This window comes from Burkholderia seminalis DSM 23518, assembly GCF_902832885.1.
GTDB classification, from domain to species: domain Bacteria; phylum Pseudomonadota; class Gammaproteobacteria; order Burkholderiales; family Burkholderiaceae; genus Burkholderia; species Burkholderia seminalis.
This window is the reverse complement of record NZ_CADFDK010000001.1, coordinates 25,227-50,621: the sequence shown is the minus strand read 5'-3', so window position 1 is coordinate 50,621 and position 25,395 is coordinate 25,227. Positions and strand designations below refer to the sequence as shown.

At 68.6% G+C, this 25,395-nt stretch carries 21 protein-coding genes and 1 tRNA gene; 7 read left to right on the top strand and 15 right to left on the bottom strand.

What is annotated here, in order from left to right; all coding sequences use genetic code 11:
- Positions 1 to 23: 23 nt before the first annotated feature.
- The 3 genes from HWX00_RS00235 to HWX00_RS00225 all read right to left on the bottom strand — a co-directional run bounded on the left by HWX00_RS00235 (position 24) and on the right by HWX00_RS00225 (position 4,508).
- Positions 24 to 1,436 carry an MFS transporter gene (locus HWX00_RS00235; protein WP_175028707.1) on the bottom strand — a complete coding sequence of 471 codons (1,413 nt, stop codon included), beginning with the start codon at positions 1,434 to 1,436 and terminating at the stop codon, positions 24 to 26.
- 88 nt (positions 1,437 to 1,524) lie between these two features.
- Complete coding sequence (locus tag HWX00_RS00230) at positions 1,525 to 2,760, bottom strand: CaiB/BaiF CoA transferase family protein (RefSeq protein ID WP_175028706.1); 1,236 nt, start codon at positions 2,758 to 2,760, stop codon at positions 1,525 to 1,527.
- Positions 2,757 to 4,508 (bottom strand): acyl-CoA dehydrogenase family protein, encoded by a 1,752-nt coding sequence (locus HWX00_RS00225; RefSeq protein WP_175028705.1) that lies wholly within the window; start codon positions 4,506 to 4,508, stop codon positions 2,757 to 2,759. Before HWX00_RS00225 ends, HWX00_RS00230 begins: the two co-directional genes overlap by 4 nt.
- Before the next feature lie 174 nt (positions 4,509 to 4,682).
- Here HWX00_RS00225 and HWX00_RS00220 point away from each other — a divergent pair, with 174 nt between their 5' ends.
- The 3 genes from HWX00_RS00220 (at position 4,683) to cysC (ending at position 6,920) form a co-directional block, all read left to right on the top strand.
- Positions 4,683 to 5,585 carry a LysR family transcriptional regulator gene (locus HWX00_RS00220; protein ID WP_069706954.1) on the top strand — a complete coding sequence of 301 codons (903 nt, stop codon included), beginning with the start codon at positions 4,683 to 4,685 and terminating at the stop codon, positions 5,583 to 5,585.
- A gap of 96 nt (positions 5,586 to 5,681) precedes the next feature.
- A tRNA-Val gene (locus tag HWX00_RS00215) sits at positions 5,682 to 5,756 on the top strand.
- Positions 5,757 to 6,377: 621 nt separating this feature from the next.
- Positions 6,378 to 6,920 (top strand): adenylyl-sulfate kinase, encoded by a 543-nt coding sequence (cysC, locus tag HWX00_RS00210; RefSeq protein ID WP_034188971.1) that lies wholly within the window; start codon positions 6,378 to 6,380, stop codon positions 6,918 to 6,920.
- A 226-nt stretch (positions 6,921 to 7,146) separates the two neighbouring features.
- On the opposite strand, the gene HWX00_RS00205 is transcribed toward cysC, so the two are convergent.
- The 10 genes from HWX00_RS00205 to hutH all read right to left on the bottom strand — a co-directional run bounded on the left by HWX00_RS00205 (position 7,147) and on the right by hutH (position 19,553).
- Complete coding sequence (locus tag HWX00_RS00205; RefSeq protein WP_175028704.1) at positions 7,147 to 8,532, bottom strand: aspartate aminotransferase family protein; 1,386 nt, start codon at positions 8,530 to 8,532, stop codon at positions 7,147 to 7,149.
- Positions 8,533 to 8,560: 28 nt separating this feature from the next.
- On the bottom strand, positions 8,561 to 9,898 hold the full coding sequence (locus HWX00_RS00200; RefSeq protein ID WP_034190391.1) for a glutamine synthetase family protein: 1,338 nt from the start codon (positions 9,896 to 9,898) through the stop codon (positions 8,561 to 8,563).
- 12 nt (positions 9,899 to 9,910) lie between these two features.
- Positions 9,911 to 10,717, bottom strand: a complete 807-nt coding sequence (locus HWX00_RS00195; protein WP_175028703.1) for a gamma-glutamyl-gamma-aminobutyrate hydrolase family protein — start codon at positions 10,715 to 10,717, stop codon at positions 9,911 to 9,913.
- A 750-nt stretch (positions 10,718 to 11,467) separates the two neighbouring features.
- Complete coding sequence (gene hutG, locus HWX00_RS00190) at positions 11,468 to 12,265, bottom strand: N-formylglutamate deformylase (protein ID WP_049035489.1); 798 nt, start codon at positions 12,263 to 12,265, stop codon at positions 11,468 to 11,470.
- A 54-nt stretch (positions 12,266 to 12,319) separates the two neighbouring features.
- Positions 12,320 to 13,696, bottom strand: coding sequence for a formimidoylglutamate deiminase (locus HWX00_RS00185; protein WP_175028702.1), 1,377 nt, complete (start codon positions 13,694 to 13,696; stop codon positions 12,320 to 12,322).
- 63 nt (positions 13,697 to 13,759) lie between these two features.
- The gene (hutI, locus tag HWX00_RS00180) at positions 13,760 to 14,983 is read right to left on the bottom strand and encodes an imidazolonepropionase (RefSeq protein ID WP_069245675.1); all 1,224 of its coding nucleotides are present in this window, start codon (positions 14,981 to 14,983) and stop codon (positions 13,760 to 13,762) included.
- 4 nt (positions 14,984 to 14,987) lie between these two features.
- Positions 14,988 to 15,599, bottom strand: coding sequence for a HutD/Ves family protein (locus tag HWX00_RS00175; RefSeq protein ID WP_059560180.1), 612 nt, complete (start codon positions 15,597 to 15,599; stop codon positions 14,988 to 14,990).
- 2 nt (positions 15,600 to 15,601) lie between these two features.
- Positions 15,602 to 17,290, bottom strand: a complete 1,689-nt coding sequence (hutU, locus tag HWX00_RS00170) for a urocanate hydratase (RefSeq protein ID WP_034190385.1) — start codon at positions 17,288 to 17,290, stop codon at positions 15,602 to 15,604.
- Between the two features lie 39 nt (positions 17,291 to 17,329).
- Complete coding sequence (gene hutC, locus HWX00_RS00165) at positions 17,330 to 18,025, bottom strand: histidine utilization repressor (protein WP_175028701.1); 696 nt, start codon at positions 18,023 to 18,025, stop codon at positions 17,330 to 17,332.
- Positions 18,026 to 18,029: 4 nt separating this feature from the next.
- Complete coding sequence (gene hutH / locus HWX00_RS00160) at positions 18,030 to 19,553, bottom strand: histidine ammonia-lyase (RefSeq protein ID WP_034190383.1); 1,524 nt, start codon at positions 19,551 to 19,553, stop codon at positions 18,030 to 18,032.
- A 214-nt stretch (positions 19,554 to 19,767) separates the two neighbouring features.
- On the opposite strand from hutH, the gene HWX00_RS00155 reads away from it, so the two are divergent.
- Positions 19,768 to 20,688, top strand: a complete 921-nt coding sequence (locus HWX00_RS00155; protein ID WP_175028700.1) for a glutamate/aspartate ABC transporter substrate-binding protein — start codon at positions 19,768 to 19,770, stop codon at positions 20,686 to 20,688.
- A 21-nt stretch (positions 20,689 to 20,709) separates the two neighbouring features.
- Here the strand turns inward: HWX00_RS00155 and HWX00_RS00150 are convergent, their stop codons facing one another.
- Both HWX00_RS00150 and HWX00_RS00145 read right to left on the bottom strand, forming a co-directional pair.
- Positions 20,710 to 21,465 (bottom strand): 4'-phosphopantetheinyl transferase family protein, encoded by a 756-nt coding sequence (locus HWX00_RS00150; protein ID WP_175028699.1) that lies wholly within the window; start codon positions 21,463 to 21,465, stop codon positions 20,710 to 20,712.
- A 122-nt stretch (positions 21,466 to 21,587) separates the two neighbouring features.
- A complete protein-coding gene (locus HWX00_RS00145) occupies positions 21,588 to 22,628 on the bottom strand; it encodes an alpha/beta hydrolase family protein (RefSeq protein ID WP_034190380.1) in 1,041 nt (346 codons plus the stop codon).
- Positions 22,629 to 22,927: 299 nt separating this feature from the next.
- Between HWX00_RS00145 and HWX00_RS00140 the strand changes: the two genes are divergently transcribed.
- From HWX00_RS00140 to HWX00_RS37130, 3 genes are all read left to right on the top strand, one after another.
- Entirely contained in the window at positions 22,928 to 23,872 is a 945-nt protein-coding gene (locus HWX00_RS00140; protein ID WP_059560166.1) for a LysR substrate-binding domain-containing protein, read from the top strand.
- Between the two features lie 156 nt (positions 23,873 to 24,028).
- Positions 24,029 to 25,261, top strand: a complete 1,233-nt coding sequence (locus tag HWX00_RS00135) for an MFS transporter (protein WP_175028698.1) — start codon at positions 24,029 to 24,031, stop codon at positions 25,259 to 25,261.
- A complete protein-coding gene (locus HWX00_RS37130) occupies positions 25,252 to 25,374 on the top strand; it encodes a hypothetical protein (RefSeq protein WP_034190377.1) in 123 nt (40 codons plus the stop codon). The genes HWX00_RS00135 and HWX00_RS37130 overlap by 10 nt, the downstream gene beginning before the upstream one ends.
- Positions 25,375 to 25,395 lie beyond the last annotated feature (21 nt).

Genomic DNA, 25,395 nt, shown 5'->3' with positions numbered 1-25,395 from the left:
CGGGCGCATGCGCCCGGCGTGCGTCAACCCGCCGGTTTCAGCGTGCCGCCGTCGCCCGGCTGTTGCGCGCCGCCGCTCGCGCTGTCGGCGCTGCCGCCTTCGGTGCCCCATTCCGCCGCATCGCTGCGTTCGGCCGTCGACAGTTCGTCGGCGCGATAGCCGGTGCGGTTCAGCAACGCCAGCATGCAGACGAGCGACACGAGCGCGTAGAGCCCCGATGCGACCGCGACGCCGACGATGCTGCCCGTCGCGTTGAGGATCGCCTGCGCGAGCACCGGCGTGCCGCCGCCGACGACCAGCGCGCTCAACTGGTACGCGAGCGACAGGCCCGTATAGCGGATGTTCGCCGGAAACACGCGCGCGAGCACGCCGCCGACCGCGCCGTAGAACATCGCCGACGGAATCGTCGAGATGCACATGCCCGCGACGGCGACCCCGTACGAACGCGTCGCGAGCGCATGGAACATCACCGGCATCAGCACGATTTCCGGAATCAGGATCCAGCACATCGCGCGCCGCATGTCGACCTTCGACACGAACCATGCGCCGACCGGCTGCATCAGGAACTGCACGACGAGCGAGATCGACAGGATGCCGAGGAACGTGCCCTGCGCGTAGCCGAGCTCCTTCGTCGCCCACGACAGCGCGAACGTGCTGCGGAAATACGTGACGTTGATCACGGGCAAGGTGCCGGCCGCGAGCAGCACGACCACCCAGTGATCGCGCAAGACGTCGCGCAGCGGCAGCTTCACCGTGCGCTTGCGCGCGAGCACGCGCTGCATGTCGGCCGATTCCTCGAGCTTCAGCCGGATCACCATGCCGATGATCACGAGCACGGCCGACAGCAGGAACGGAATGCGCCAGCCCCACGTCAGGAACGACGGCGTCGGCAGCGCGCTCAGCGCGAAGAACGCGGCGGTGGCGAGCAGGTTGCCGGTGGGCGAGCCCTGCTGCGCGAACGCCGCATACAGGATGCTGCGGTGCTTCGGCGCGTTTTCGCTCGCGATCAGCACCGCGCCGCCCCACTCGCCGCCGACCGCGATGCCCTGCAGCACGCGCAGCACGACGAGGCCGGCCGGCGCCCAGACGCCGATCTGCGCATAGCCGGGCAGCAGGCCGATGCCGGTCGTCGCCAGGCCCATCATCACCAGCGTGATCACGAGTGCGGTCTTGCGGCCGACGCGATCGCCGAGATGCCCGAACACGATGCCGCCGAGCGGCCGCGCGGCGAAACCGGCCCAGAACGTGACGAACGCGAGCAGCGTCGCGACGCCCGGGTCCATCGTGCTCGCGAAGAACACCTTGCCGAACACGAGCGCCGCGGCCGTGCCGTAGATGTAGAAGTCGTACCACTCGATCGTGGTGCCGACGAACGCCGCGAAGGCGGCGCGGCCAGGCCGCGGCAGCGCGGCGCTCGGGGATTGCGGACGGCTCATCGATGTCTCCTGTTGGGTGATCGGGGGCGCGACTCGCGCGCGCCTTTCCCGGCTGGCCGGCATCGCGCCGCCGGCCGGCGGCGTGATGTCAGCCGGGCGCCGGGTCCGGCGCCGTTTTCAGCACGCCGGCGTCGAGCAGTTGCTGCTGAAGCGCACGATCGACGCCGAGCCGGTCAAGCACGGCGCGCGTGTCGCGGCCAAGCGCGGGCGGTGCCGACCGATAGGTGGCCGGCGTGCGCGACAGCTTCACCGGCGACGCCGTGCCGCGATACGCGCCGATCTCGACGAACAGGTTACGGTGCAGCGCATGCGGATCGTGCGCGACCTCGGCCACCGTCCGCACCGGCCCGCACGGCACGCCGGCCGCCATCAGATCGCGCGCGAGCGGCTCGCACGCGTGCGCGGCGAGCCGCGCTTCCAGTTCGGCCTTCAGCGCGGGCCGGTGCGCGCAGCGGCTGCGGTTATCGACGAAGCGCGCGTCGCCCGCGAGCGCCGGCGCACCGAGATGCGCGACGAGCCGCGCGAACTGCCGGTCGTTGCCGACCGCGAGGAAGATCGGCACGGTCGCCGTGCGGTAGCTGTCGTAGGGCGCGATGTTCGGATGCGCGTTGCCGCTGCGCTCCGGCACGCGCCCGGAGCCGAAGAAGTTCGGCAGGTGCGGATGCAGCAGCGATACACCGCAGTCGTACAGCGCGATGTCGATCGACTGCCCCTGCCCGCTTTTCTCGCGCTCCGCGAGTGCGAGCAGGATGCCGGCGAGCGCGTTGAGCCCCGTGACCATGTCGACGATCGGCAGGCCGATGCGCGTCGCGTCGCCGTCGCGCTCGCCGTTGACGCTCATCAACCCGGCCATCGCCTGGATCACCGCGTCGTAGCCGGGCAGCCCGCCGAGCGGGCCGTCGTCGCCGAAGCCCGTCACCGCGCAATGGATCAGGCGCGGAAAGCGCGGCTGCAGGTCGCGCGCATAGTCCATCCCCCAGCGCGCGAGCGTGCCGGGCTTGAAGTTCTCGACCAGCACGTCGGCCTCTTCCAGCAGGCGCCACAGGATCGCGCGCCCTTCGTCGCGCGACAGGTCGAGCGCCAGCCCTTCCTTGTTGCGGTTGACGCCCATGAAGTACCAGGCCGTGTCGCCGAGGAACGGCGGCCCCCAGCCGCGTGTTTCGTCGCCGGCGGGCGGCTCGATCTTGACCACCGTCGCACCGTGGTCGGCGAGCCCCTGCGTGCAGTACGGGCCGCCGAGCACACGACTCAGGTCGACGACTTTCAGGCCGTCCAGCGCACCGCGTGACGCGCGCGTTACGTTCGTTACGTTCGTTGCGCTCATCGTTCGACCTCCGGCAGCAGGTCGAGCGCCGTGTCGAGCGCGACCGGCGTGCCGCGCAGCAACGCATCGAACGCGGCCGACTCGTCGTCGCGCAACGCCGGCGCGAGCGGATCGACCGGCAGCAGCTTGTGGCGCACGAGCAGGTGCGCGAGCGCGAGACGCCGGAAATCCGGCGCGAGCCGCACGCCCTCGCAGGCCATCACCACGGCCGCGCTCGCGTAGTACAGCGCGGACGCGGCCTGCCGCACGTGCGCGTCGTCGCCGTCCGCCGCGACTCGCGCCAGTGCATCGCATGCGCGCGCGAGGATGCGCCGCAGCGCCGCGCGGCTCGCGTCGGGCAGCGGTGCCGCGCCGAGCCGGTCGCCGAGGAACGCGCGCAGCGCATCGAGTGCGTGCTCGCGCTGCGCGGCCCGCGCAACGTCCAGCGCGACGATGTTGCTCGTGCCTTCCCAGATCGAGCCGAGATGCGCATCGCGCACGAGCCGTGCATCGCTCCATTCCTCGATGTAGCCGGTGCCGCCGCGCACTTCCATCGCATCGCCCGTCACGCGGCGCGCATCGCGGCACGCGCGGAACTTGATCAGCGGCGTCAGGATCCGCACGCAGCGCGCGGCCTGCTCGTCACCGGCGTCGGCCTGCGGCAGCAGCAACGCGATCTGCATGAACATCGCGCGGGCAGCCTCGGCCGGCAGCAGCATTTTCATCAGCTGGCGCTGCATCAGCGGCATCTCGATCAGCTTGCGGCCGAACGCCTCGCGATGCGCGGCGACGTGCAGCGCCTCGTTCAGCGCGCGCCGCATCAGCCCCGCCGCGCGCACGCCGTTCGACAGCCGCGACATGTTGATCATGTCGGCCATCTGGTGAAAGCCGCGGCCGATCTCGCCGATCAGCCAGGCCTGCGCACCGTCGAGCACGATCTCGCCGCTCGCCATCGAACGGCTGCCGAGCTTGTCCTTCAGGCGCACGATCCGGTAGCGGTTGCGCGTGCCGTCGGGCAGCGTCTTCGGCAGCAGGAACAGCGCGAGGCCCTTGATGCCGTCCGGCGCGCCGTCGGGCCGCGCGAGCACCATCGCGAGGTCGGCATCCGCGTTCGAGCAGAACCACTTGTCGCCGGTCAGGCGCCAGACGGTCCCGCCGTGCGCGTCCGTCTCGCGCGCGGCGCGCGTCGCGATCCGCGCGACGTCGGAGCCGGCCGCCTGCTCGGTCATGAACATCGCCCCCTGGTACAGCGTGTCGAAGTCGCGCGACGCGAGCATCGGCAGATAACGCGCGACGAGCGCCGGATCGCCGAAGCGGCGCAGCGTGCGCGTCAGCGAGTCGGTCATGCTGACCGGGCAGCACAGCCCGAACTCCGCCTGCACGAACAGGAACGTCAGCGCGTACTTGACGAGCGGCGGCACGGATTGCGCCCCGTGGCTCATCGACGCGAGCCCGAGCTCCGCATACGCAACGCGTTCGAGCGCGACATACGCGGGATCCTTGTCGATCCGCTGCACGGCCTCGCCGCGCCGGTTGCGATGCTCGAGCACGGGCGGATGCTTGTCCGCGCGCGATGCCCATTCGTCGAGTTCGCCGGACACGCGTGCCCCGAGCGCGCGCAGTTGCGGCTCGAGTTCGGCATAGTGCGCATCGCCGAGGTGCAGCTTCAGCAACGCGCCGAGGTCGGTGTCGGCGGTGAAGAAATTGATGCCCCGGCTGTCGGGGATGTTGGATGTGCCGGGGTCCGGCGCGCCAGCGGTGTCGTTCATGCGAGTTGTCTCCTGAGTTGCCTGCGCGTTGATCCGGCCGGGCGCCGCCGCCCGCTGCCGGCTCCGCGCGAAACCTTCCGCAGAGCGTAGGCGCGCGATCGATAAGCGTCCAATATAGGATTCATCCGGTACGATAGATGTCGCTTATCGATGGCGACGCTAGGAGGAGACACCGTGGAACTGAGGCAATTGCGCTATTTCGTGGCGGTCGCGGAGGAGCTGCATTTCGGGCGCGCGGCGAAGCGCCTGTTCATCTCGCAGCCGGCGCTGAGTTTCGACATCCGCAAGTTCGAGGACACGCTCGGCGTGCAGCTCTTCTCGCGCACCAACAAGACCGTCGCGCTGACCAACGCGGGCGAGGTGCTGCTCGGCGAGGCACGCCGGCTGCTGCTGCAGGCGGCCGAGGCCGAGCGCCTGACGGTGCGCTCCGCGTCGGGCCTCGCGGGCCGGCTGCGGATCGGCTTCGTCCATTCGATGCTGTATCGCGGGCTGCCCGACGCGGTACGGCGCTTCGAAACCGACTACCCGGGCGTCGAGGTCGTGCTGAGCGAGATGAACACGCATGCGCAGGTACAGGCGATCCAGCGTGGCCAGATCGATCTCGGCTATGCGCACTGGGGCCACTTCCCGCCCGAAGTCGAATCGGTGCCCGTCTATGCGGAGCCATTCGTGTGCTGCCTGCCGGCCGCGCATCCGCTCACGCGGCGCAGACAAGTCGCGCTCGCCGCGCTTGCGACGGAACCGTTCATCCTGTTTCCGCGCGAAGCGGCGCCGCACTATCACGACCTGATCATCGCGCAGTGCGTGAACGCGGGATTCAGTCCGTTGATCCGCCACGAAGCGCGGCTGTGGCAGACGATCCTGTCGATGATCGAGTTCGGGATGGGGGTCGCGCTGGTGCCGCGCGTGCTGCAGCAGGCGAAGAGCGACCGGCTCGCGTTCCGGCCGCTGAAGGATGCGTCGCTCGAATCGCGCACGCTTGCGCTCAAGCGCAGCGGCACCGCCGAGCCGGTCGCGCTACGCTTCGCCGACTACGTGCGCGCATCGATCGACGGGCTGCCCGCGCTCGCGGGCTGAACGGGCGGTCGGCGGCGGGTGCCGGCGGACATTCGAAAAAATTTGCAGAAAGGGCTTTACAGACCCTCAAAGCCCTGACATAATTTCAGCTTCTTTGGGCGGTTAGCTCAGCGGTAGAGCACTGCCTTCACACGGCAGGGGTCACTGGTTCGATCCCAGTACCGCCCACCAAAGAATTCAAGGCCCTGCGTCTCACGACGCAGGGCCTTTTCGTTTTGCCGCGCCGGATTCACGACGCAGCCGTTGTCACCTCCTCCACGTATCCGCGGCCTCGATCAACACGCCCCTGCGTGCGCGCGCGCGGATTTTCACCTGCGGAAAATCAATGTCCTCGCGGTCAACGCGCTGGAGTTCCGTGCGCTTTTCCAACAATATCGCCGCATTGCCAATCGGAATCCCGCGCAGGAACGCTGTCTCTCAAACTTTTATGGCCATCGATGCGCGTCAATTTGCCAAGCATCGATTGCTTGTATCGGCTGATGCAAATCAGGGAAATGCGCGATCAACGGCAAAATCGTTCATTTCTTCGCGGATCAACGTCCGCTGGTACCACACCGTCTTCCGACCCGGCGGACGAACAAAGATCAGACATTTCATTCAGGTCATTAGCAAGCTTTCAACACGAAAGAAAGAAAATTGCCAGTGTAATTTTTGGTAATTATTCTGTAACATTTGTAGAAATCCGGATGCATAGAATCCTTACACCAAATAACAACCAGCCGAATCGGCATCGCATTTAGGCACGAAATCTTGACTTGCGATGGTCAGAGCTGGTGATAGAGATTGACACCCATGGCACAAGAGAAGAACGACTACACCCTGTGGCTTACCGGTCTGAGCGGCGCCGGCAAGTCAACCCTCTCGCGCGAGATCGCCAGGCAGTTGCGCGCGCGCGATATTCCGACATGCATACTCGACGGCGACGAATTGCGGGCGGGCGTGTCTCCCGATCTCGGTTTCTCGCGGGAAGATCGTACCGAGAACTGCCGTCGCACCGCCGAAATGGCGAAATTGCTCAATGCGCAGGGTTTTACCGTCATCGTCGCGCTGATCTCGCCTTATGAAGCCGACCGGCAACGGGCACGACATATCGTGGGCGCAGATCGGTTCGTCGAGGTTTATCTGAAAACCGATATTGCAACCTGTTCCGCACGCGATCCGAAGCAGCTTTACGCAAAAGCGTTCACCGGCCAGACGACGCAATTCACCGGCATCTCGGATCCCTACGAAGTTCCGGCCGCGCCCGATGTCGTCGTCGAAACCGGAGCGATGGATATCGCGTCTTCGGTTGCGCACATCATGGCCTTCGAGCGGCAGCGGTTCACGCACGTTTGATACCGCGCGGTTTTATTCCCCTTCAGGCAACGCGCGGTTCACGTTGCACCGACTGGACCGGCCGTCATGGCCGGTCCGGCGCAGGAAACACCACACGGCGGAGTCGCCGTCACCGCCAAACCGGTCCGGTCCACCGGCATTCACCGAATGTCCGCCGGTAAAGCCGCAACGCGCTGCGACATGATCGAGTCGCGGCCACGCGAGCACGGCCGAATCGTTGCACGACTTACCCCACCCGCTCCGCCGTCGCATCGAACGCATGCTTCGCCTTGTCGACGATCTCGTCGACTTCCGCCTCGCGAATCACGAGCGGCGGCGACAGCAGCATCCGGTCGCCGGTCGCGCGCATGATCAGGTGGCCGTTGAAGCAGAAGTCGCGGCAGATCGTGCCGATATCGACGTCCGCACCGAACCGCTCGCGCCGGCCGCGATCGCGCGCAAGCTGAACGCCTGCGACGAGCCCCGCGCCCGCGATCTCCCCGACGATCGGATGGTCACCCAGCGCATCGCGCAGCCGACGCTGGAAATACGGCCCGATATCGGTCTTCACGCGCTCGACGATGCCTTCGTCGCGCAGCAGCTTCAGGTTCGCGACCGCGACGGCCGCCGCCACCGGATGGCCCGAGTACGTGAGGCCGTGATTGAATTCGCCGTTGTCGATGATCGGTCGCGCCACGCGCTCGTGAATGCCGACCGCCCCCATCGGCACATAACCCGACGTGAGGCCCTTGGCCATCGTGATCAGGTCCGGCTCGAAGCCGAAGTGCTGATGCGCGAACCATTCGCCGGTGCGCCCGAAGCCGCCGATCACCTCGTCGGCGACGAGCAGGATGTCGTACTTGCGACAGATCCGCTGGATTTCCGGCCAGTACGTCGACGGCGGGAAGATCACGCCGCCCGCGCCCTGGAACGGCTCGCCGATGAACGCGGCAACGTTCTCCGCGCCGAGTTCGAGGATCTTCGCCTCGAGCTGCTGCGCGCGCGCGAGGCCGAACGCTTCCGGCGTCTCGCCCGGCTGCGCTTCACCGAAGAAATACGGCTGGTCGATATGCACGATGTGCTCGACCTTCGACGGCATCTGCTCGTGCATGTAGCCCATCCCGCCGAGCGTGCCGCCCGCGATGGTCGAGCCGTGGTAGCCGTTCTTGCGCGAGATCACGAACTTCTTCTGCGGCTTGCCCTGCACGCGCCAGTACTGGTGCACGAGGCGCAGCACGGTGTCGTTGCCTTCCGAGCCGCTGTTGCAGTAGAAGAAGTGGTTGAAGCCGGCCGGCGTCACTTCCGCGAGCAGCGCGGACAGCTCGATCACCGGCGGGTGCGTGGTCTTGAAGAAGGTGTTGTAGAACGGCAGTTCCTGCAGCTGGCGATACGCGGCGTCGGCGAGTTCCTTGCGGCCGTAGCCGACGTTCACGCACCACAGGCCGGCCATCCCGTCGATCACCTTGTTGCCGTCCGAATCCCACAGGTAGACGCCGTCGGCCTTCACGATCACGCGGCTGCCGGCGCGGTTCAGTGCACCCATGTCCGAGAACGGGTGGATGTGGTGCGCGGCGTCGAGCGCGCGGTATTCGGCGGTCGAGTGCGGCGAGCGGGCTTCGTGTCGATCGGTCATGTTTCCTCCATGAAACGGCGCCGCACGTTCAGACGTGCAGCAGCAGATGCCTGCGTTCCCACGAGCTGATCACGCGGAAGAACGCTTCGTATTCGGTTTCCTTCAGCGCCAGATAGGCCTTCACGAACTTGTCGCCGAGAATGCCGGCGAGCGGCTCGCACGCGGCCATCAGCGAGATGCCCTCTTCCAGATTGCGCGGCAGCTGGTAAGGCAGGTCGTAACCGTCTGAGGCAATCGGCTCGGTCGGCGCGAGCTGCTGCGTCATGCCGAGATAGCCGGCCGCGAGCGTCGCGGCGAACGCGAGGTACGGGTTGCAGTCGACGCCCGGAATGCGGTTCTCGATGCGGCGCGCGACGGGGCTCGACTGCGGGATGCGAAAGCCGACCGTCCGGTTGTCGTAGCCCCACTGCACGTTGATCGGCGCGGCCATGAAGCGCGACAGCCGGCGGTACGAGTTGATGTACGGCGCGAAGATCGGCATCAGCGCCGGCGTGTATTTCTGCAGCCCCGCGAGATAGCTGCGGAACAGCGGCGACACGGAACCGTCCTCGTCGGCGAACAGGTTGCGCCCGGTGCGCATGTCCGCCAGGCTCTGGTGAATGTGCATCGCGGATCCCGGTTCGCCTTCCATCGGCTTGGCCATGAAGGTCGCGTACATGTTGTGGCGCAGCGCGGCCTCGCGCACCGTGCGCTTGAACAGGAATACCTGGTCGGCCAGCGGCAGCGCATCGCCGTGCACGAAGTTGATCTCCATCTGCGCGGCGCCGACTTCGTGGATCAGCGTCTCGATATCGAGGCCCTGCATTTCGCAGTACTCGTAGATGTCCTCGAACAGCGGATCGAATTCGTTGACGGCCTCGATCGAATACGACTGGCGGCCGGTTTCCGCGCGTCCCGTGCGGCCGATCGGCGGGCGCAGCGGCAGGTCGGGATCGGCATTCATGTCGACGAGATAGAACTCGAGTTCCGGCGCGACGACGGGCTTCCAGCCTTTCGCCTCGTACAGGTCGAGCACGCGGCGCAGCACGTAGCGCGGCGAGATCTCGACCGGCGAACCGTCGAAATGCACGCAGTCGTGAATCACCTGCGCGGTCGGATCGACGGCCCACGGAATCAGGCAGATCGTCGACGGATCGGGCACGCACACCATGTCGGGATCGGTCACGCCGGTCAGCGTGCCGTCCTCCGGATAATCGCCGGTCACGGTCTGCACCATCACGGCCTGCGGCAGGCGCATCGATTCGCCTGATTCGAACTTGTTGCGCGGAATGATCTTGCCGCGCGCGATGCCGGCCATGTCGGGGATGATCGCCTCGACCTCGGTGATGCGGTGCTGCCGCAGGAATTCGCTCAGTTCGGGTTGCATGATCGGCCTCGTTCAGTCGACGTCGGATGCGCTCGGCGGCGCGATCGCGCCGCCGGCAGCATGAATGCGGCGCGTCATGCGCGCGCGGCACGCCGCGCCGAATGCCGCGAAGATGTCGCGCGACAGCGGCTGTTCCGCGTAGCGCCATTCGGGATGCCACTGCACGCCGAGCGCGAACGCGCGCGCGCCGCGCACGCTGACGGCCTCGACGAGCCCGTCGGGCGCGCTCGCTTCGACGACGAGCCCCGCGCCAAGCCGGGCGATGCCCTGGTCGTGCAGCGAATTGACGGTCGCCTCGTGCACGCCGCGCGCGACCCGCTGCAGCAGGCCGCCCGGCGCGAGTTGCACGACGTGCGCGGGACCATACTGCCGCTCGAGCGGATCGGCCGCCCGTTCGCGATGATCGTCGAAGCCGTTCGTCGCGTGCAGCCGCTGATGCAGCGTGCCGCCGTACGCGACGTTCAGCTCCTGCATGCCGCGGCAGATCGCGAGCACGGGTACGCCCGCCTCGATCGCCGCGCGGATCAGCGGCAACGCGGTCGCATCGCGCGCGGCATCGTGCAATGTGTCGGGCGCGCTCGCGGCGCCGCCGTAATGATGCGGCTCGACGTTCGAATAGCTGCCCGTAAACAGCAGCCCGTCGACCGCCGCGATGATCGCGTCGGGCGGCTGGCGCGCGCCGAGCGCGGGCAGCACCAACGCCAGCGCGCCGGCGCCGTCGACGAGCGCGGCGAGGTACTTCTCGCCGGCCGTGTGATTCGGATGCGCACCGCGCAGGATGCGGTCGGCGGTGACGGCTACGATCGGGCGCGCACGCATGAGCGTCTCTCCCTCTCCGGTAATCGCGCGCCGCATGCGTGCGCACGGGACGACGAAGGCCGGCGGCTGCGCCGCACGCGCGTGCCGTCGCGCAGCGCGAGCGCATGCGCGATCCGGCCGCGCGAACGATGCGGCAAGCCGCGGTGCGGCCCGCAACGGAAGCGGAACAAGACGCTAGGGCAACAACGATGCGCTGCCGTCGCACTGCACCGCGCTGAACACCTGCGCGGTCACGAGGTTGAAGCGGCGCGGGCCGCGATGGGAAATGGCGAAGAAACGAGGTTCGCGTAAAGGGGCGGCACGCGTGCCGCATTCAGCATGCCGGTTCGGCCCGGCCTGAGGCGGCGCGCCCGCCGACGGACTTCGCGTCCGGCGTATCGAAGGGCTGGCGGCTTTCACGATCGTACTCGACTGACTGAAGGAGGCAGGACACGCGTCGCGATCAAGCGCATGCGGCAAAGCCGCGCGGCGACACGTCGGCAAGGTGTCTCGCAGCGCATTCCGGCGCGGTACGGCCATCGTCGATGCCCTCGCCGCCGGTGCGCGCGTGACGACTTCCTGACATTCAGCTTATATCACCTAAAAATTGCGTCAAATTTTCAGGCGCCGACGACGACATCGATCAGATGAAAAAACGGCATCGATCCCCGCGATCGATGCCGTGTTGTGCATTGCGTCGGCGCGCCTGCTGCATGCCGGCGGGCCGCGACGCCCTGCTCCGCCGCGCTGCCGCATGCGAGCGGCCCGCGCTCAGCGATGCGCGAGCGCGGTTTCGACGAGCGTCTGCAACAGCGGCGCAATCCGCGCGGCGCGCGCTTCGTCGTACGCGTACGGACGCGTCTCTTCCATGTAGGTGATCTGCGACAGCTCGAGCTGCACGGCTTCGACACCGGTGTCGGGCACGCCGTAGTGACGGGTAATGTAACCGCCCTTGAAGCGGCCGTTCGCGACGGCCGTATAACCGCCGTGTGCGAGCACGCACGCGGCCAGCGCCTCCGCGAGACCGGGCCTGGCGCTCGCGCCGCTCGACGTGCCGAAATTGAAGTCCGGCAGGCGGCCGTCGAAGAAGCGCGGCACATGCGAGCGGATCGAATGCGCTTCCCATACGAGCACGCGGCCGTGCTCGCGCTTCAGGCGTGCAATCTCGCGCTGCAGCGCGTCGTGATACGGCAGCCAGTAGCGGTCGCGGCGACGCATGATCTCGTCGTTGCCGGGCAGCGCATTCGCCGGATAGAGCGGCGCCTTGTCGAACGTATCGACCGGCACGAGCCCCGTCGTGTCCTGCCCCGGGTACAGGTTCTCGTTGTCGGGCGGACGGTTCAGGTCGACGACGTAACGCGCGTGCGACGGCACCAGGATCGATGCGCCGAGATCGGTCGCGAAGCCGTACAGCCGCTCGAGATGCCAGTCGCAATCGTCGACGAAGCGCGCGTCGGGCGTCATCGTCGCCGCGATGTCCTCGGGGATGTGCGTGCCTGCGTGCGGAATCGAGATCAGCAGCGGCAGCGTGCCCTGCTTCAGCGTGAATACAGCCGGTTGTTCAGTCATGTCGCCTCACCGTAAGAGTCGGCCGGCGCACGCACGCGCGCCGGTTGCCGCGTGTCAGCGCAGCAGTTGCGCCAGCGCGGCGCGGTAGTCCGCGTATGCAGCGTCTTCGTCGCGATGGCGGCGGCCGCTCACGACGCGTTCGCCACCCGTGTAGACGTCGAGCACGGGCGTCTCGCCGTGTTCGGCGAACACGATGCCCGACAGCCACGACGGGCTGCCATGTTCGGCGATCGCCGGATGATCGGGATCGAGCACCAGCCAGTCGGCGCGGCAGCCTTCGCGCAGCGCGCCGACACGCCGCCCGCTCGCCTGTGCGCCGCCCGCGAGCGATGCGTCGAACAGGCGATCGGCAACGTGTGCCTGCGACTCGCTCGCCAGCACGTTGCGCGCGCGGTGCACGAGCCGCTGCCCGTATTCGAGCAGGCGCAGCTCCGAGCGCCAATCGACCGAGGCGTGGCTGTCCGAGCCGACGCCGATCACGCCGTCCTGCGCGAGATAGTCGACGGCCGGGAACACGCCGTCGCCCAGGTTCGCTTCGGTCGTCAGGCACAGGCCGGCGACCGCGCGACGCTTCGCGAGCGCGGCCGTCTCGGTCGCATCGACGTGCGTGGCATGCACGAGGCACCAGCGCGCATCGACGTCGAAGCGATCGAGCAGCCATTGGACGGGACGCGCGCCGTACGCGCGCACGCAGTCGTCGACCTCGGCCGTCTGTTCGGCGATATGGATGTGAACGGGCGCGTCGCCGGGCAGCCCGTCGATCAGCGTGCGCAGCCCGTTCTCCGACACCGCGCGCAGCGAGTGCGGCGCGACGCCGTAGCGCAGGCCGCCGTGCTCGGGCGCCGCGCGACGCATCGCGTCGAGCAGTTCGAGCAGCCCGTCGGGCGTGTTGATGAAGCGGCGCTGGTCGTCGCGCGGCGGCTTGTTGCCGAAGCCGGCGAATTGGTACGACACGGGCAGCATCGTGATACCGATGCCGGCGGCGCGTGCGGCATCGACGACGCGCGTGCCGAGCTCCGCGAGCTGCGGATAGCGCGAGCCGTCCTGTGCGTGATGCACGTAGTGGAATTCGCACACCGACGTGTAACCGCACTTGAGCATCTCGACGTACAGCCAGCGTGCGATCGCCGCGAGCGCGTCGGGCGTGATCTTCAGCGCGAAGCGGTACATCAGGTCGCGCCAGCTCCAGAAGCTGTCGGCGGGATTCGCGCGGTATTCGGTGAGCCCCGCCATCGCGCGCTGGAATGCGTGCGAATGCAGGTTCGGCATGCCGGGCAGCACCGGGCCGGCCGCACGCTCGACGTCTGCCGGCGCATCGGTATCGGGCGTCACGCCGGTCAGCGTGCCGGCCGCGTCCCAGCGCAGCAGCACGTTGCGGCGCCAGCCGTCGGGCAGGTAGGCGTGGTCCGCGAACAACATGGTGTCGGTCATTCTGATTCCTTGTCGAGCGGCCGGGTCGAGCGCGGTCGCACCCGGCCCGGCTCCCTGCAAAAACTATCCGTTCATCCGGCGAAACACGGTCGTGCCGCCGCGCACGACCTGCTCGCACAGCGGCCGGCCGATCCAGTACGCGAGCTCCGACAGCGAACCGACCGACCACGCGGCGAAGTCGGCCTGGCGGCCGACCTCGAGCGCGCCGTGGCGATCCGCGCGGCCAAGCGCCGCGGCTGCATGGCGCGTGACGCCCTGCAGCACTTCCGGCACCGTCATGCGGAACAGCGTGCAGCCCATGTTCAGCGTCAGCAGCAGCGATTCGAGCGGCGACGTGCCGGGGTTGTGATCGGTCGCGAGCGCGATCGGCACGCCGTGCTTGCGCAGCAGCTCGATCGGCGGCAGTTGCGTTTCTCGGATGAAGTAGTACGCGCCGGGCAGCAGCACGGCAACCGTGCCGGCCGCCTTCATCGCCTCGATGCCGGCTTCGTCGAGAAACTCGAGGTGGTCGGCGGACAACGCGCGATAGCGCGCGGCGAGCGCCGTGCCGCCGGCGTTCGACAGTTGCTCCGCATGCAGCTTCACGGGCAGGCCGCGGCGCGTCGCGGCCTCGAACACGCGCTCGGTCTGCGCGAGCGAGAAGCCGATGCGTTCGCAGAACACGTCGACCGCGTCGACGAGACCCTCGTCGGCGAGCGCCGGCAGCATGCGGTCGCACACTTCGTCGATGTACGCGTCCGCCCGGCCCGCGTATTCGGGCGGCAGCGCATGCGCGCCGAGGAAGGTCGTGTAGACCGTGACCGGAAAGCGCTCGCCGAGCTGGCGCGCGACGCGCAGCATCTTGCGCTCGCTCGCGAGGTCGAGCCCGTAGCCCGACTTGATCTCGATCGCTGTCACGCCTTCGGCGAGCAGCGGCTGCAGGCGCGCGGCGGCCTGCACGAACAGCGTCGTTTCGTCGGCCGCGCGCGTCGCGCGCACCGTCGACACGATCCCGCCGCCCTGCCGCGCGATTTCCTCGTAGCTGACGCCCGCGAGGCGCTGCGCGAATTCGTCCGCACGCGTGCCGCCGTACACGAGGTGCGTATGGCAATCGACGAGGCCCGGCGTCACCCACGCGCCGTGCAGGTCTTCGCGCGGCCAGTGCGCGTAACCGTGCGGCAGCGCGGACCACGCGCCGAGCCACACGATCGTGCCGGTTTCGTCGACCGCGATCGCCGCGTCGTCGATCGTTTCGTCGGGATGGCCGTGCGGACACAGCCTCAGGTGATGCCAGACAGTCGGTTTCATTCGTTCAGTCTCGTTCGCCGACGGCGAGCGAAACGGCGAGCAACGCACCGCCCCCGCTCACGACGACGTCAAACGCACGCCGCGGCCCGTCGAGCCGCAGCGTGTCCATTTCTTCCAGTGCGTGGCGCGTGCCGTCGATTGAGACACCGACGGCGCCGGTCGCGCAGAACAGCAGCACGGTATCGGCCGGCGCGACATGGTGCGCGCCCGCGCGCCACACGTCGAGCGTGCCGCGCGCGGCCGAGCGGCGCGTCATCAGGTTGAAGTCGCGCGTCGCGCCGTCGTGCAGCGTCGCGTCGATCGCCGCTTCCCCTGCGAAATCCGCACGGGCCAGCGGCACGTCGAGCACATGGTGCGCACCGCCCGCTTCGGCGAGCGTCATGCCCGCGCCGGACAGCAGCACGAGCGTGCGGTCGATCCCGTCGAAACGCGAGAATGGGCCGGCCGTGCCGACGTCCGCGACGCTCACGCGCCACGCGAACGCGTCGAGCGCGGCGCCGGGCGGGAACGCGCCGATCTCGCGCGTCACGCCGCCGCCGTTCTTCCACGGCGACGCGACGAGATCCGCCGCGCGGATCAGCGTCGCGTTCACCGGCGCCTGGTCGAGCGCCGTCATGCTCAGCGGCCGAGCATCGGCAGCTTCAGGCCGGCTTCGCGAGCCGTCTGCTGCGCGAGTTCGTAGCCGGCATCCGCATGGCGCATCACGCCCGTCGCCGGGTCGTTCAGCAGCACGCGACCGAGACGCTCGTGCGCTTCAGCCGTGCCGTCGGCGACGATCACGACGCCCGAGTGCTGCGAGAAGCCCATGCCGACGCCCCCGCCATGATGCAGCGACACCCACGATGCGCCGCCTGCCGTGTTCAGCAGTGCGTTCAGCAGCGGCCAGTCGCTGACCGCGTCCGACCCGTCCTTCATCGATTCCGTCTCGCGGTTCGGGCTGGCGACCGAGCCGGTGTCGAGGTGGTCGCGGCCGATCACGATCGGGGCCTTCAGTTCGCCGTTCTTGACCATCTCGTTGAATGCCTGGCCGAGACGATAGCGATCCTTCACGCCCACCCAGCAGATCCGTGCCGGCAGGCCCTGGAACGCGATGCGCTCGCGCGCCATGTCGAGCCAGTTGTGCAGGTGTGGATCGTCGGGGATCAGCTCCTTCACCTTCTGGTCGGTCTTGTAGATGTCTTCCGGATCGCCCGACAGCGCGACCCAGCGGAACGGGCCCTTGCCTTCGCAGAACAGCGGACGGATGTACGCCGGCACGAAGCCCGGGAAGTCGAACGCGTTCTCGACGCCCATTTCCAGCGCCATCTGGCGGATGTTGTTGCCGTAGTCGAGCGTCGCCGCGCCGCGTTCCTGCAGCGCCAGCATCGCGCGCACCTGGACGGCCATCGACTGCTTCGCGACCTTCACGATGCTCTGCGGATCGACCTTCTGCGCTTCGCGCCATTGCGCGACGGTCCAGCCTTGCGGCAGGTAGCCGTTGATCGGATCGTGCGCGCTCGTCTGGTCGGTCACGCAGTCCGGCGTGATGCCGCGCGTGACGAGTTCCGCGAACACGTCGGCGGCGTTGCCGAGCAGGCCGACCGACACGGGCTTGCCCGTGCGCTTCGCTTCCTCGATCATGCCGAGCGCTTCGTCGAGCGTCGTTGCCTTCTTGTCGACGTAGCGCGTCTTCAGGCGGAAGTCGATGCGCGTCTCGTCGCATTCGACCGCGATCATCGAGAAGCCGGCCATCGTCGCGGCCAGCGGCTGCGCGCCGCCCATGCCGCCGAGGCCGCCCGTCAGGATCCAGCGGCCCGACGGATCGCCGTTGAAGTGCTGGTTCGCGACCGAGAAGAACGTTTCATACGTGCCCTGAACGATGCCCTGGCTGCCGATGTAGATCCAGCTGCCGGCCGTCATCTGGCCATACATCATCAGGCCCTTGCGGTCGAGCTCGTGGAAGTGATCCCAGTTCGCCCAGTGCGGCACGAGGTTCGAGTTCGCGAGCAGCACGCGCGGCGCATCCTTGTGCGTGCGGAACACGCCGACCGGCTTGCCCGACTGGATCAGCAGCGTTTCGTTTTCCTCGAGATCCTTCAGCGACGCGAGGATCTGGTCGTAGCATTCCCAGTTGCGCGCCGCGCGGCCGATGCCGCCGTACACGACGAGCGCATGCGGATGCTCGGCGACTTCCGGGTCCAGGTTGTTCTGGATCATCCGGTAGGCCGCCTCGGCCAGCCAGGTCTTGCAGGTCTTCTCGCTGCCGCGCGGCGCGCGGATCGTGCGCGTCGGATCGAGACGGGGATCGATGTGTTTCGGATGGTTCATGACGACTGCTCCCGAGGGAAAATGACTATCAAATAGGAATCAGAAATGCCCGGTGAAGCGGTAACGGCTGCCGGGATGCCACAGATTCGCCACCGAGGCGACGACGCCCTGCGACCAGGTGCGCCGATGTAAAACCAGACACGGTTCGACGTTGTCCATCCGCAGCTGCTCGCGCCGCTCCGGCGCCGGGGCCGCCGCTTCGATCCGGTACTCGACGCGCTGCAGCGGGGCCGCGCGCATCAGGTACAGGTTCGGCGTCGTGTTCGTGAAATCCTGCTCGGCGTAATCCGGCGCGACCGCCGGATTCACCCACCGTTCTTCGAGCTGCACGGGCTCGTCGTTCTCGAAGTGCAGCACCTGCGAATGAAACAGCTTCGTGCGCACGGCCACCTGCATCTCGTCGGCGAGCGCGTCGTCCGCGCGGACCGTGTCGAGGCCGAGCACGCTCGCCCGATACGCATGCCCGCGCGCGCCGACCTCCTCCGAGATGCTGCGGATCGCCACCAGCGTCGACTCGTACTTCGGCCGCGCGACGTAGGTGCCCGCGCCCTTCATGCGCGTGAGCACCTGCTCGGCCGTCAGCTCGCGCAGCGCGCGGTTGACGGTCATGCGCGCCACCTTGAATTCGCGCGCCAGCTCGTTCTCGGACGGCACCTGGTCGCCCTCCTCCCACTCGCCGGCGTGGATGCGGGCCAGGATGAAATCCTTGATCTCCTGGTAGACCGGCGCGCTCATCGGCTTACTGTTCCGATGCGAACGAGAACGGTGCGACCTTCGCGAACGCGCGCTCGCCGACGAGCTTCGCGACCGCCGCGATGTCCGGTGCGAAGTAGTGGTCGAGTTCGTAATGCGCGACCTTGCCGCGGATCGTCTCCATCACCGGCGCCAGCTTCGGGCTCGTGTGGTACGGCGCGCGCAGGTCGACGCCCTGGGCCGCGGCCAGCAGTTCGATCGCGAGGATGTGCTTCGTGTTGTCCGCGATGTCGGCGAGCTTGCGCGCGGCGAACGTCGCCATCGACACGTGGTCTTCCTGGTTCGCGGAAGTCGGCAGCGAGTCGACCGACGCCGGGTGGGCGAGCGTCTTGTTTTCCGATGCGAGTGCGGCCGCCGTCACGTGCGCGATCATGAAGCCCGAGTTCACGCCGCCGTCCCTCACGAGGAACGGGGGCAGGCCCGACAGCGTCGCGTCGATCAGCAGCGCGATGCGGCGTTCGGCCAGCGCGCCGATTTCCGATGCGGCCAGCGCGAGGTTGTCGGCCGCGAACGCGACCGGCTCGGCGTGGAAGTTGCCGCCCGACAGCACTTCGCCGGTGTCAGGGAAGATCAGCGGGTTGTCCGACACGGCGTTCGCTTCGACCAGCAGCACGTCGGCCGCATGGCGCATCTGGTCCAGACACGCGCCCATCACCTGCGGCTGGCAGCGCAGGCTGTACGGATCCTGCACCTTGTCGCAGTCGCGGTGCGACTGGTTGATCGGCGAGCCTTCGAGCAGCTCGCGATACGACGCCGCCGCGTCGATCTGGCCCTGGTGGCCGCGCAGTTCATGGATGCGGGCGTCGAACGGTTTCACCGAACCGGCTGCCGCGTCGACCGACAACGCGCCGGCGACGAGCGCCGTGCGGTACAGGTCTTCGATCGCGAACATGTTGTCGAGCGCCAGCGCGGTCGATGCCTGCGTGCCGTTCAGCAGCGCGAGGCCTTCCTTCGCCTGCAGCGTCAGCGGCGCGAGGCCCGCGACGCGCAGCCCGTCGAGCGCGCTCGCACGCTCGCCGCGGATGAACACTTCACCGACGCCGAGCAGCACCGCCGACATGTGCGCGAGCGGCGCGAGGTCGCCCGATGCGCCGACCGAGCCCTTCACCGGGATCAGCGGCAGCACGTCGGCGTTGAACAGCGTGATCAGCGCGTCCATCACTTCGCGGCGGATGCCCGAGTGGCCGCGGCCGAGGCTCGACAGCTTCAGCGCCATCAGGAGGCGCACCGACGAACGGGCCATCGGCTCGCCGACACCGACCGCATGCGACAGCACCAGGTTCTTCTGCAGCAACTCGAGCTGGTCGTGCGGGATGTGCGTGCTGGCCAGGCGGCCGAAACCCGTGTTGATGCCGTAGGCCGGCTCGCCCTTCGCGGCGATGTCGGCGACGGCCTTCGCGCCGGCGTCGATCTTCGCGAAGCTGGCCGGGTCGAGCGCGAGCTGCACGGATTCGCGCGCGATCTGGCGCAGTTGCGGGAGGGTCAGATGGCCGGGGGTCAACGTAATCATGTGAGCAATCCTGTCTAGACAAGTTCGGAATGGATTGAAGTGTAGCCACGACAACTTGTCTAGACAACCCGTTTTTCATCGATTTCGACTCGGGAGTTTCCCTGATGTCCGGCGCGGCCCGCCGGACCGGCCGGCGGAATCCGGTTATTAACATATGTTGCAATTATTTTGTTTTTGGCAACATACGAATCACCATTCGCCACGGAGACCCGCCATGCCCTTCCCGTCACGATTCGCCGCCCGGTTCGGCCGCCCGCTGCTCACCGCGGCGTGCCTGCTGGCATGCGGCGCCGCGCTCGCCGCGGAACCGCTGTCCGGCACGCTCGAGAAAATCCGGCGGAACAACCTGATCTCGATCGGCCATCGCGAGACGTCGGTGCCGTTCTCCTACGTCGATACGGGCGGCAAGGTGATCGGCTTCTCGCAGGACCTGTGCGACCGCGTGATCGCGGCCGTGAAGGCGCGCACCGGCAAGCCCGACCTGCAGGTGCGCTTCATCCCCGTCACGTCGCAGAACCGCATTCCGCTCGTGCAGAACGGCACCGTCGACCTCGAATGCGGCGTGACGACCAACCTCGCCGCGCGCCATGCGCAGGTCGCGTTCTCGACCACCTTCTTCGTCGCGACGACGCGGCTGCTCACGCGCACGACGTCGGGCATCCGCGACTTCCCCGACCTCGCCGGCAAGACGGTCGTGACGAACCAGGGCACGACGTCCGAACGCCTGCTGCGCAAGATGAACGAGGACAAGAAGATGAACATGCAGATCATCAGCGCGAAGGACTACGGCGAGGGACGCCTCACGCTCGAATCGGGCCGCGCGGCCGCGTACATGATGGACGACGTGCTGCTCGCGGGCGTGCGCCAGCTCGCCGCGAAGCCGGCCGACTGGCAGATCGTCGGCACGCCGCAGTCGTCGGAAGCCTACGGGTTCATGCTGCGCAAGGACGATCCGCAGTTCAAGGCGCTCGTCGACGGCGTGCTCGCGCAGCTGATGAAAAGCGGCGAGATCAACGCGCCGTACGACAAATGGTTCATGAAGCCGGTGCCGCCGAAGGGGCTGTCGTTCGACTTCCCGATGAGCGACGTGATCAAGGCGCGCTATGCGGCGCCCAACGATGCGCCGCTCGAATGAGCACCGGGCGCCAACGCCCGCTTACACGCGCGTCCACGCGACGCACGCCGCATAGCCGGGCGCCGCGTCGAGCCACGCCGCGTCGAACGCCGCGACGCCGGCCGCAGGCGCGGCCGGCTCGACGATCGTCGTCGCGGGCGTCGCCGCGTCGCGCGGCGGCACCACCGCGAACGAGCGCAGCCCGCCGACGATGCCCGTGCCGAGCGCCTTCAGCAGCGCTTCCTTCGCGGACCACACGCGCATGAATTCGCTCGCGCGCACCGCGGGCGGCATGCGGTCGAGATGCGCGACCTCGGCGGGTGCGCAGACTTCACGCGTCAGCGCGCGCCAGTCGGCGACGCGGTCACAGCCCTCGATATCGACGCCGACGCGGCCCGCGGGCGCCCATGCGATCAACGCGTGATCGCCTGCGTGCGACACGTTGAAGTCGAGCGACGCGCGATGCGCGCGATCCAGCGACGGCCGCCCCGATGCATCGACGACGATCGAGACCGCATGCGGCGCGACCTCGAGCGCCGCGCCGAGCACGTCGCGCAACGCGGCGCGCGTCGCGGCGCTGCGCACCGCATCCTCGTGGCGCATGTAGCGCGCGGCGCGCGCCCGCTCGGCGTCGCCGAGTGCCGCATACGCGGGCGACGACAGCGGCACGCGCCAGTCGAAATCGATACGCGCGACCCGCACGCCGGCACGGGATGCGGCATCCGGCAGGTCGAGCGCGTGCACGCGCCACGCGCGGGGCGTGTCGAGCGGGGAAGCGGATTCGGACGGAGTGGACATCGGCACGCGCAGCCTGTGCTGTGAATGGAAACGTCCGATGTTAATCGATCGCGCCGGCCGGCAACCGGCGCGGCAGGACCGGGAAGCGGATCGCGACGGGGCGATGCGCGGCGGGCGCCACGTCAACCGTTCGCGGCCACACCCGGCACGCCGCCGGCCGCTATCGGCCCGCGCGACGCCGGGTGAAGCGCATGCACGGCGCCCGGCGCATCGGCCGGCAGCACGCCGTGTTGCAGCCAGTACAGCGCGACGGGCCACAGCGAGTCGGTGAAGCGGCTGTGGAAAAACGCGAAATGACCGATCGCGTCGACGCCGATGTCGGCCGGCGCGATCCTCAGATGCGTGACGTTGCTGCCCGTGTAGTAGCCGACCAGCCGCTCGATCGCCTCGACCGTGCCGAACGCGTCGTCGTCGATGCCGATCGCGAGCATCGGCGCCGACAGCCCCGCGAAGCGCGCGGGCACCGCGGCGCGGCCGACGGTCCCGGTATCGAGCACGCCGCCGATGTAGCCATCCTCGAAACGCGGCTGCGCGCGCGCCCACGACAGCGCGACCCCGCGCGGCGTGTCCTCCATCCAGCCGAGCCGCTTCGCGGGCACATAGCCGAACACGGCCGCGAGCGCGGGCATCGCGACATGCCACTTCCACCACATGCGGCGCCGCTCGGCCGGCAGGTAGTCGCGCCAGTACGCATACTGCGCACCGACGGTCACCGCATGCCGCACGTGTACGTTCGATGCCGCGAGCCCGAGCAGGCAGCCGCCGATGCTGTGCGCGACGACATCGAGCGGCTGGCCGGGAAACGCGTCGCGCGCATACTGCAGCGCGGCTTCGCAATCGAGCCGCCCCCAGTCGAGCCAGGTCGCGTGCAGCTTCGCGAGCTGCGCGGGGCGTGAAGCGCCGATCCCGCGATAGTCGTAGACGAGCACGTCGCGCCCCTGCGCGAACAGCCAGGCCGCGAAACGGAAGTAGTAGTCGCAGCGTACCGACGTCGCGCAATTGACGACCGTGACGGGCCGCACGGCGCCGCCGCCGCGATGGCGCCACACATGGCCACGCAATTCGTAACCGTCGGCCGCGCGCAGCGTCACGGGCTCCGGCGGCCATGCGCCCGCCGCGCGACTGCGCTGCGCCGCCCCGCTTCCTTCGTTCGAAATCGTCATCCTGTCTCCTGTCGGCCCAAGTTAGCGCTTTAGCGCTTACTTGGGCCCCATGCTCTGCGGTCGGCGCCAAGTTGGCGCTTTAGCGCTGACTCGAACCCCATGCTCTGCGGTCGGCGCCAAGTTGGCGCTTTAGCGCTGACTCGAACCCCATGCCTCGCGGTCGGCCCGAGTCAGCGCTTCAGCGCCTACCCATCCCCCTGCCTCGCGGCCGCCCCGCGCCCCTCGTCAAGCCTCCATTGAACTTGACGCGTGGCGCGTTCTCAACCAATCTTGCTGCTCCGTTCGCATGAGTCACGCGCATGTCAACGCCGCTCGTCCGTCTTCCGTCGCTCGATCTCGTCCGCGGTTTCGTCGCGGTCGGCCGCCGCATGAGCATCACGCTCGCCGCGCAGGACCTGTGCGTCACGCAGTCGGCGGTCAGCCGCCAGATCCATGCGCTCGAGGCGCATCTCGGCGTCGCGTTGCTGCAGCGCGGCTACCGGAAGATCGCGTTCACGCCGGAAGGCGAGCGACTGTTCCGCGTCGCGGATGCGGCGCTGCACGGCCTGCAGGACACCGTCGCGTCGCTCGCCGCCGCGCGCGAACGCCAGCCCGTCACGATCACCGCCAGCATCGGCGTCACCGCGCTGTGGCTGTTGCCGCGGCTCGGGCGGCTGCAGGCGCGCCTGCCCGCGGTCGACCTGCGCGTCGCCGCGAACGACAAGGTACTCGATTTGCGCACCGAAGGCATCGACCTCGGCATCCGCTATTGTTCGCGCGACCGCGCGCCGGCCGGCGCGCTGCGCCTGTTCGACGAGATCGTCGTCCCGGTCGCGCATCCCGCGCTCGCCGCGCGGCCGGTCACGCGCGCGGCCGCGATCGCCGACCACGTGCTGCTCGAATTCGACGGACCGCCGCAACCGCAGCTGCAGTGGCACGCGCACCTGCATGCGGCCGGGCTGGGCGACGCGCGCCCGAAAGGCGTGCTGCGCTTCAACCAGTACGACCAGGTGATCCAGGCCGCGATCGCGGGCCAGGGCGTCGCGCTCGGCCGGCTCGCGCTCGTCGCGCCGATGCTCGCGGACGGGCGGCTCGCGGTGCTCGGCCCGCACACGCAGGCGCTGACGGATACGTACGGCTACTGGCTGTTCCAGCACGATCCGGCCCCGCGCCGCGAAGTCGTCGAGGTGCGCGACTGGATGCTCGCCGAGGCCGCCGAATGCGATGCGGCGATGCGCGCGTACGACACGACGTCACCGGCGTAAGCCGCCGCCCGCGACTGCAGGCAGCGCCGCCGCACCCTCGCATTCCCGATGCGCATGCCAACCTGACCGAATGATCGCTTGAGCGATCGCGGGCCCGATCGTCTAATCGGATCGAGCGCGGCCGTTTCGACCGCGCACCTTCATCCGGAGACACGCATGACCCCGATCGAGCAGGAAGTCCGACGCCGCTGGCTGCCCGTGCTCGCCGGCGGCCTGATCATGGGCGCCGCGCTCGGCATCCGCCACGTGCAAGGCCTGTTCCTCGCGCCCGTCTCGCTCGACCACGGCTGGTCGCGCGAAGCGTTCGGCCTCGCGCTGGCGCTGCAGAACCTGGTCTGGGGCGTCGCGCAGCCGTTCACGGGAATGATCGCCGACCGCTTCGGCTCGGTGCGCGTGATCGTCGCCGGCATGCTCCTGTACGCGGCCGGGCTCGTCACGATGGCGCATGCGGCCACGACCGGCCTGTTTACGGTCGGCGCCGGGCTCGTGATCGGCATCGCGCTGTCGGGCTCGGCCTTCGCGTCGATCTACGGTGCGCTGAGCCGCCTGTTTCCGCCCGAGCGGCGCGGCTGGGCGCTCGGTGTCGCGGGCGCGATCGGCGGGCTCGGCCAGTTCTGCATGGTGCCCGTCGCGCAGGCGCTGATCGGCGGCATCGGCTGGCGGCACGCGTTCATCGCGCTGGCGCTCGTCGCGGCGCTGCTCGCGCCGCTCGCCGTGCTGCTGCGCGACCGCCCCGTGCAGACGGCCGATGCCGCCGCCGGCCCCGGCCAGTCGATCGGCGAGGCCGTGCGCGAGGCATTCGCGCATCGCGGCTTCTGGCTGCTGAACGCGGGGTTCTTCGCGTGCGGTTTCCAGCTCGCGTTCATCGCGACGCACCTGCCCGCGTACCTGCTCGACCACGGGCTGCCCGCGCGCCATGCAAGCGTCGCGCTTGCGCTGATCGCACTGACCAACGTGGCGGGCACCTACGCGTGCGGCCATCTCGGCGGGCTGCTGCGGCGCAAATACGTGCTGTCGGTGCTGTACCTCGTGCGCGCGCTCGCGATGGCGGTGTTCGTCGCCGCGCCGCTGTCGCCCGCGAGCGTCTACGTCTTCGCGGCGGTGATGGGGTTCACGTGGCTCGGCACGGTGCCGCTGACGAACGGCGTGATCTCTCAGGTGTTCGGTGTGCGCTACATCGCGACGCTGTTCGGCTTCGTGTTCTTCGGGCACCAGCTCGGCAGCTTCTTCGGCGTCTGGCTCGGGGCCGTCGTATACGACGCGACGCACTCGTACATGCCGCTGTGGATCGGCTCGATCGCGCTCGGCGTGCTCGCGGCGCTGCCGCACCTGCCGATCAACGACGCGCGCGTCGCGCGGCCCGCGTCGGGCAACGCGGCATGGGCCTGATCCGTGCGGCGCTGGCCGCCGGCACGCTCGCGTTCGTCACGTGGTGCGGCGCGGCCTACTTCGGTCCGGACGTCGCGTATGCGCTGCTCGAACACGTCGCGTTCTGCAACTGACGTGTCAAACCGCGCCGCGCG

Excerpts from the sequence above, each read along its gene's own strand:
- HWX00_RS00235 (WP_175028707.1), bottom strand. The coding sequence starts at position 1,436 with ATGAGCCGTCCGCAATCCCCGAGCGCCGCGCTGCCGCGGCCTGGCCGC.
- HWX00_RS00230 (WP_175028706.1), bottom strand. The coding sequence starts at position 2,760 with ATGAGCGCAACGAACGTAACGAACGTAACGCGCGCGTCACGCGGTGCG.
- HWX00_RS00225 (WP_175028705.1), bottom strand. The coding sequence starts at position 4,508 with ATGAACGACACCGCTGGCGCGCCGGACCCCGGCACATCCAACATCCCC.
- cysC (WP_034188971.1), top strand. The coding sequence starts at position 6,378 with ATGGCACAAGAGAAGAACGACTACACCCTGTGGCTTACCGGTCTGAGC.
- HWX00_RS00205 (WP_175028704.1), bottom strand. The coding sequence starts at position 8,532 with ATGACCGATCGACACGAAGCCCGCTCGCCGCACTCGACCGCCGAATAC.
- HWX00_RS00200 (WP_034190391.1), bottom strand. The coding sequence starts at position 9,898 with ATGCAACCCGAACTGAGCGAATTCCTGCGGCAGCACCGCATCACCGAG.
- HWX00_RS00195 (WP_175028703.1), bottom strand. The coding sequence starts at position 10,717 with ATGCGTGCGCGCCCGATCGTAGCCGTCACCGCCGACCGCATCCTGCGC.
- hutG (WP_049035489.1), bottom strand. The coding sequence starts at position 12,265 with ATGACTGAACAACCGGCTGTATTCACGCTGAAGCAGGGCACGCTGCCG.
- HWX00_RS00185 (WP_175028702.1), bottom strand. The coding sequence starts at position 13,696 with ATGACCGACACCATGTTGTTCGCGGACCACGCCTACCTGCCCGACGGC.
- hutI (WP_069245675.1), bottom strand. The coding sequence starts at position 14,983 with ATGAAACCGACTGTCTGGCATCACCTGAGGCTGTGTCCGCACGGCCAT.
- HWX00_RS00175 (WP_059560180.1), bottom strand. The coding sequence starts at position 15,599 with ATGACGGCGCTCGACCAGGCGCCGGTGAACGCGACGCTGATCCGCGCG.
- hutU (WP_034190385.1), bottom strand. The coding sequence starts at position 17,290 with ATGAACCATCCGAAACACATCGATCCCCGTCTCGATCCGACGCGCACG.
- hutC (WP_175028701.1), bottom strand. The coding sequence starts at position 18,025 with ATGAGCGCGCCGGTCTACCAGGAGATCAAGGATTTCATCCTGGCCCGC.
- hutH (WP_034190383.1), bottom strand. The coding sequence starts at position 19,553 with ATGATTACGTTGACCCCCGGCCATCTGACCCTCCCGCAACTGCGCCAG.
- HWX00_RS00155 (WP_175028700.1), top strand. The coding sequence starts at position 19,768 with ATGCCCTTCCCGTCACGATTCGCCGCCCGGTTCGGCCGCCCGCTGCTC.
- HWX00_RS00150 (WP_175028699.1), bottom strand. The coding sequence starts at position 21,465 with ATGTCCACTCCGTCCGAATCCGCTTCCCCGCTCGACACGCCCCGCGCG.
- HWX00_RS00145 (WP_034190380.1), bottom strand. The coding sequence starts at position 22,628 with ATGACGATTTCGAACGAAGGAAGCGGGGCGGCGCAGCGCAGTCGCGCG.
- HWX00_RS00140 (WP_059560166.1), top strand. The coding sequence starts at position 22,928 with ATGTCAACGCCGCTCGTCCGTCTTCCGTCGCTCGATCTCGTCCGCGGT.
- HWX00_RS00135 (WP_175028698.1), top strand. The coding sequence starts at position 24,029 with ATGACCCCGATCGAGCAGGAAGTCCGACGCCGCTGGCTGCCCGTGCTC.
- HWX00_RS37130 (WP_034190377.1), top strand. The coding sequence starts at position 25,252 with ATGGGCCTGATCCGTGCGGCGCTGGCCGCCGGCACGCTCGCGTTCGTC.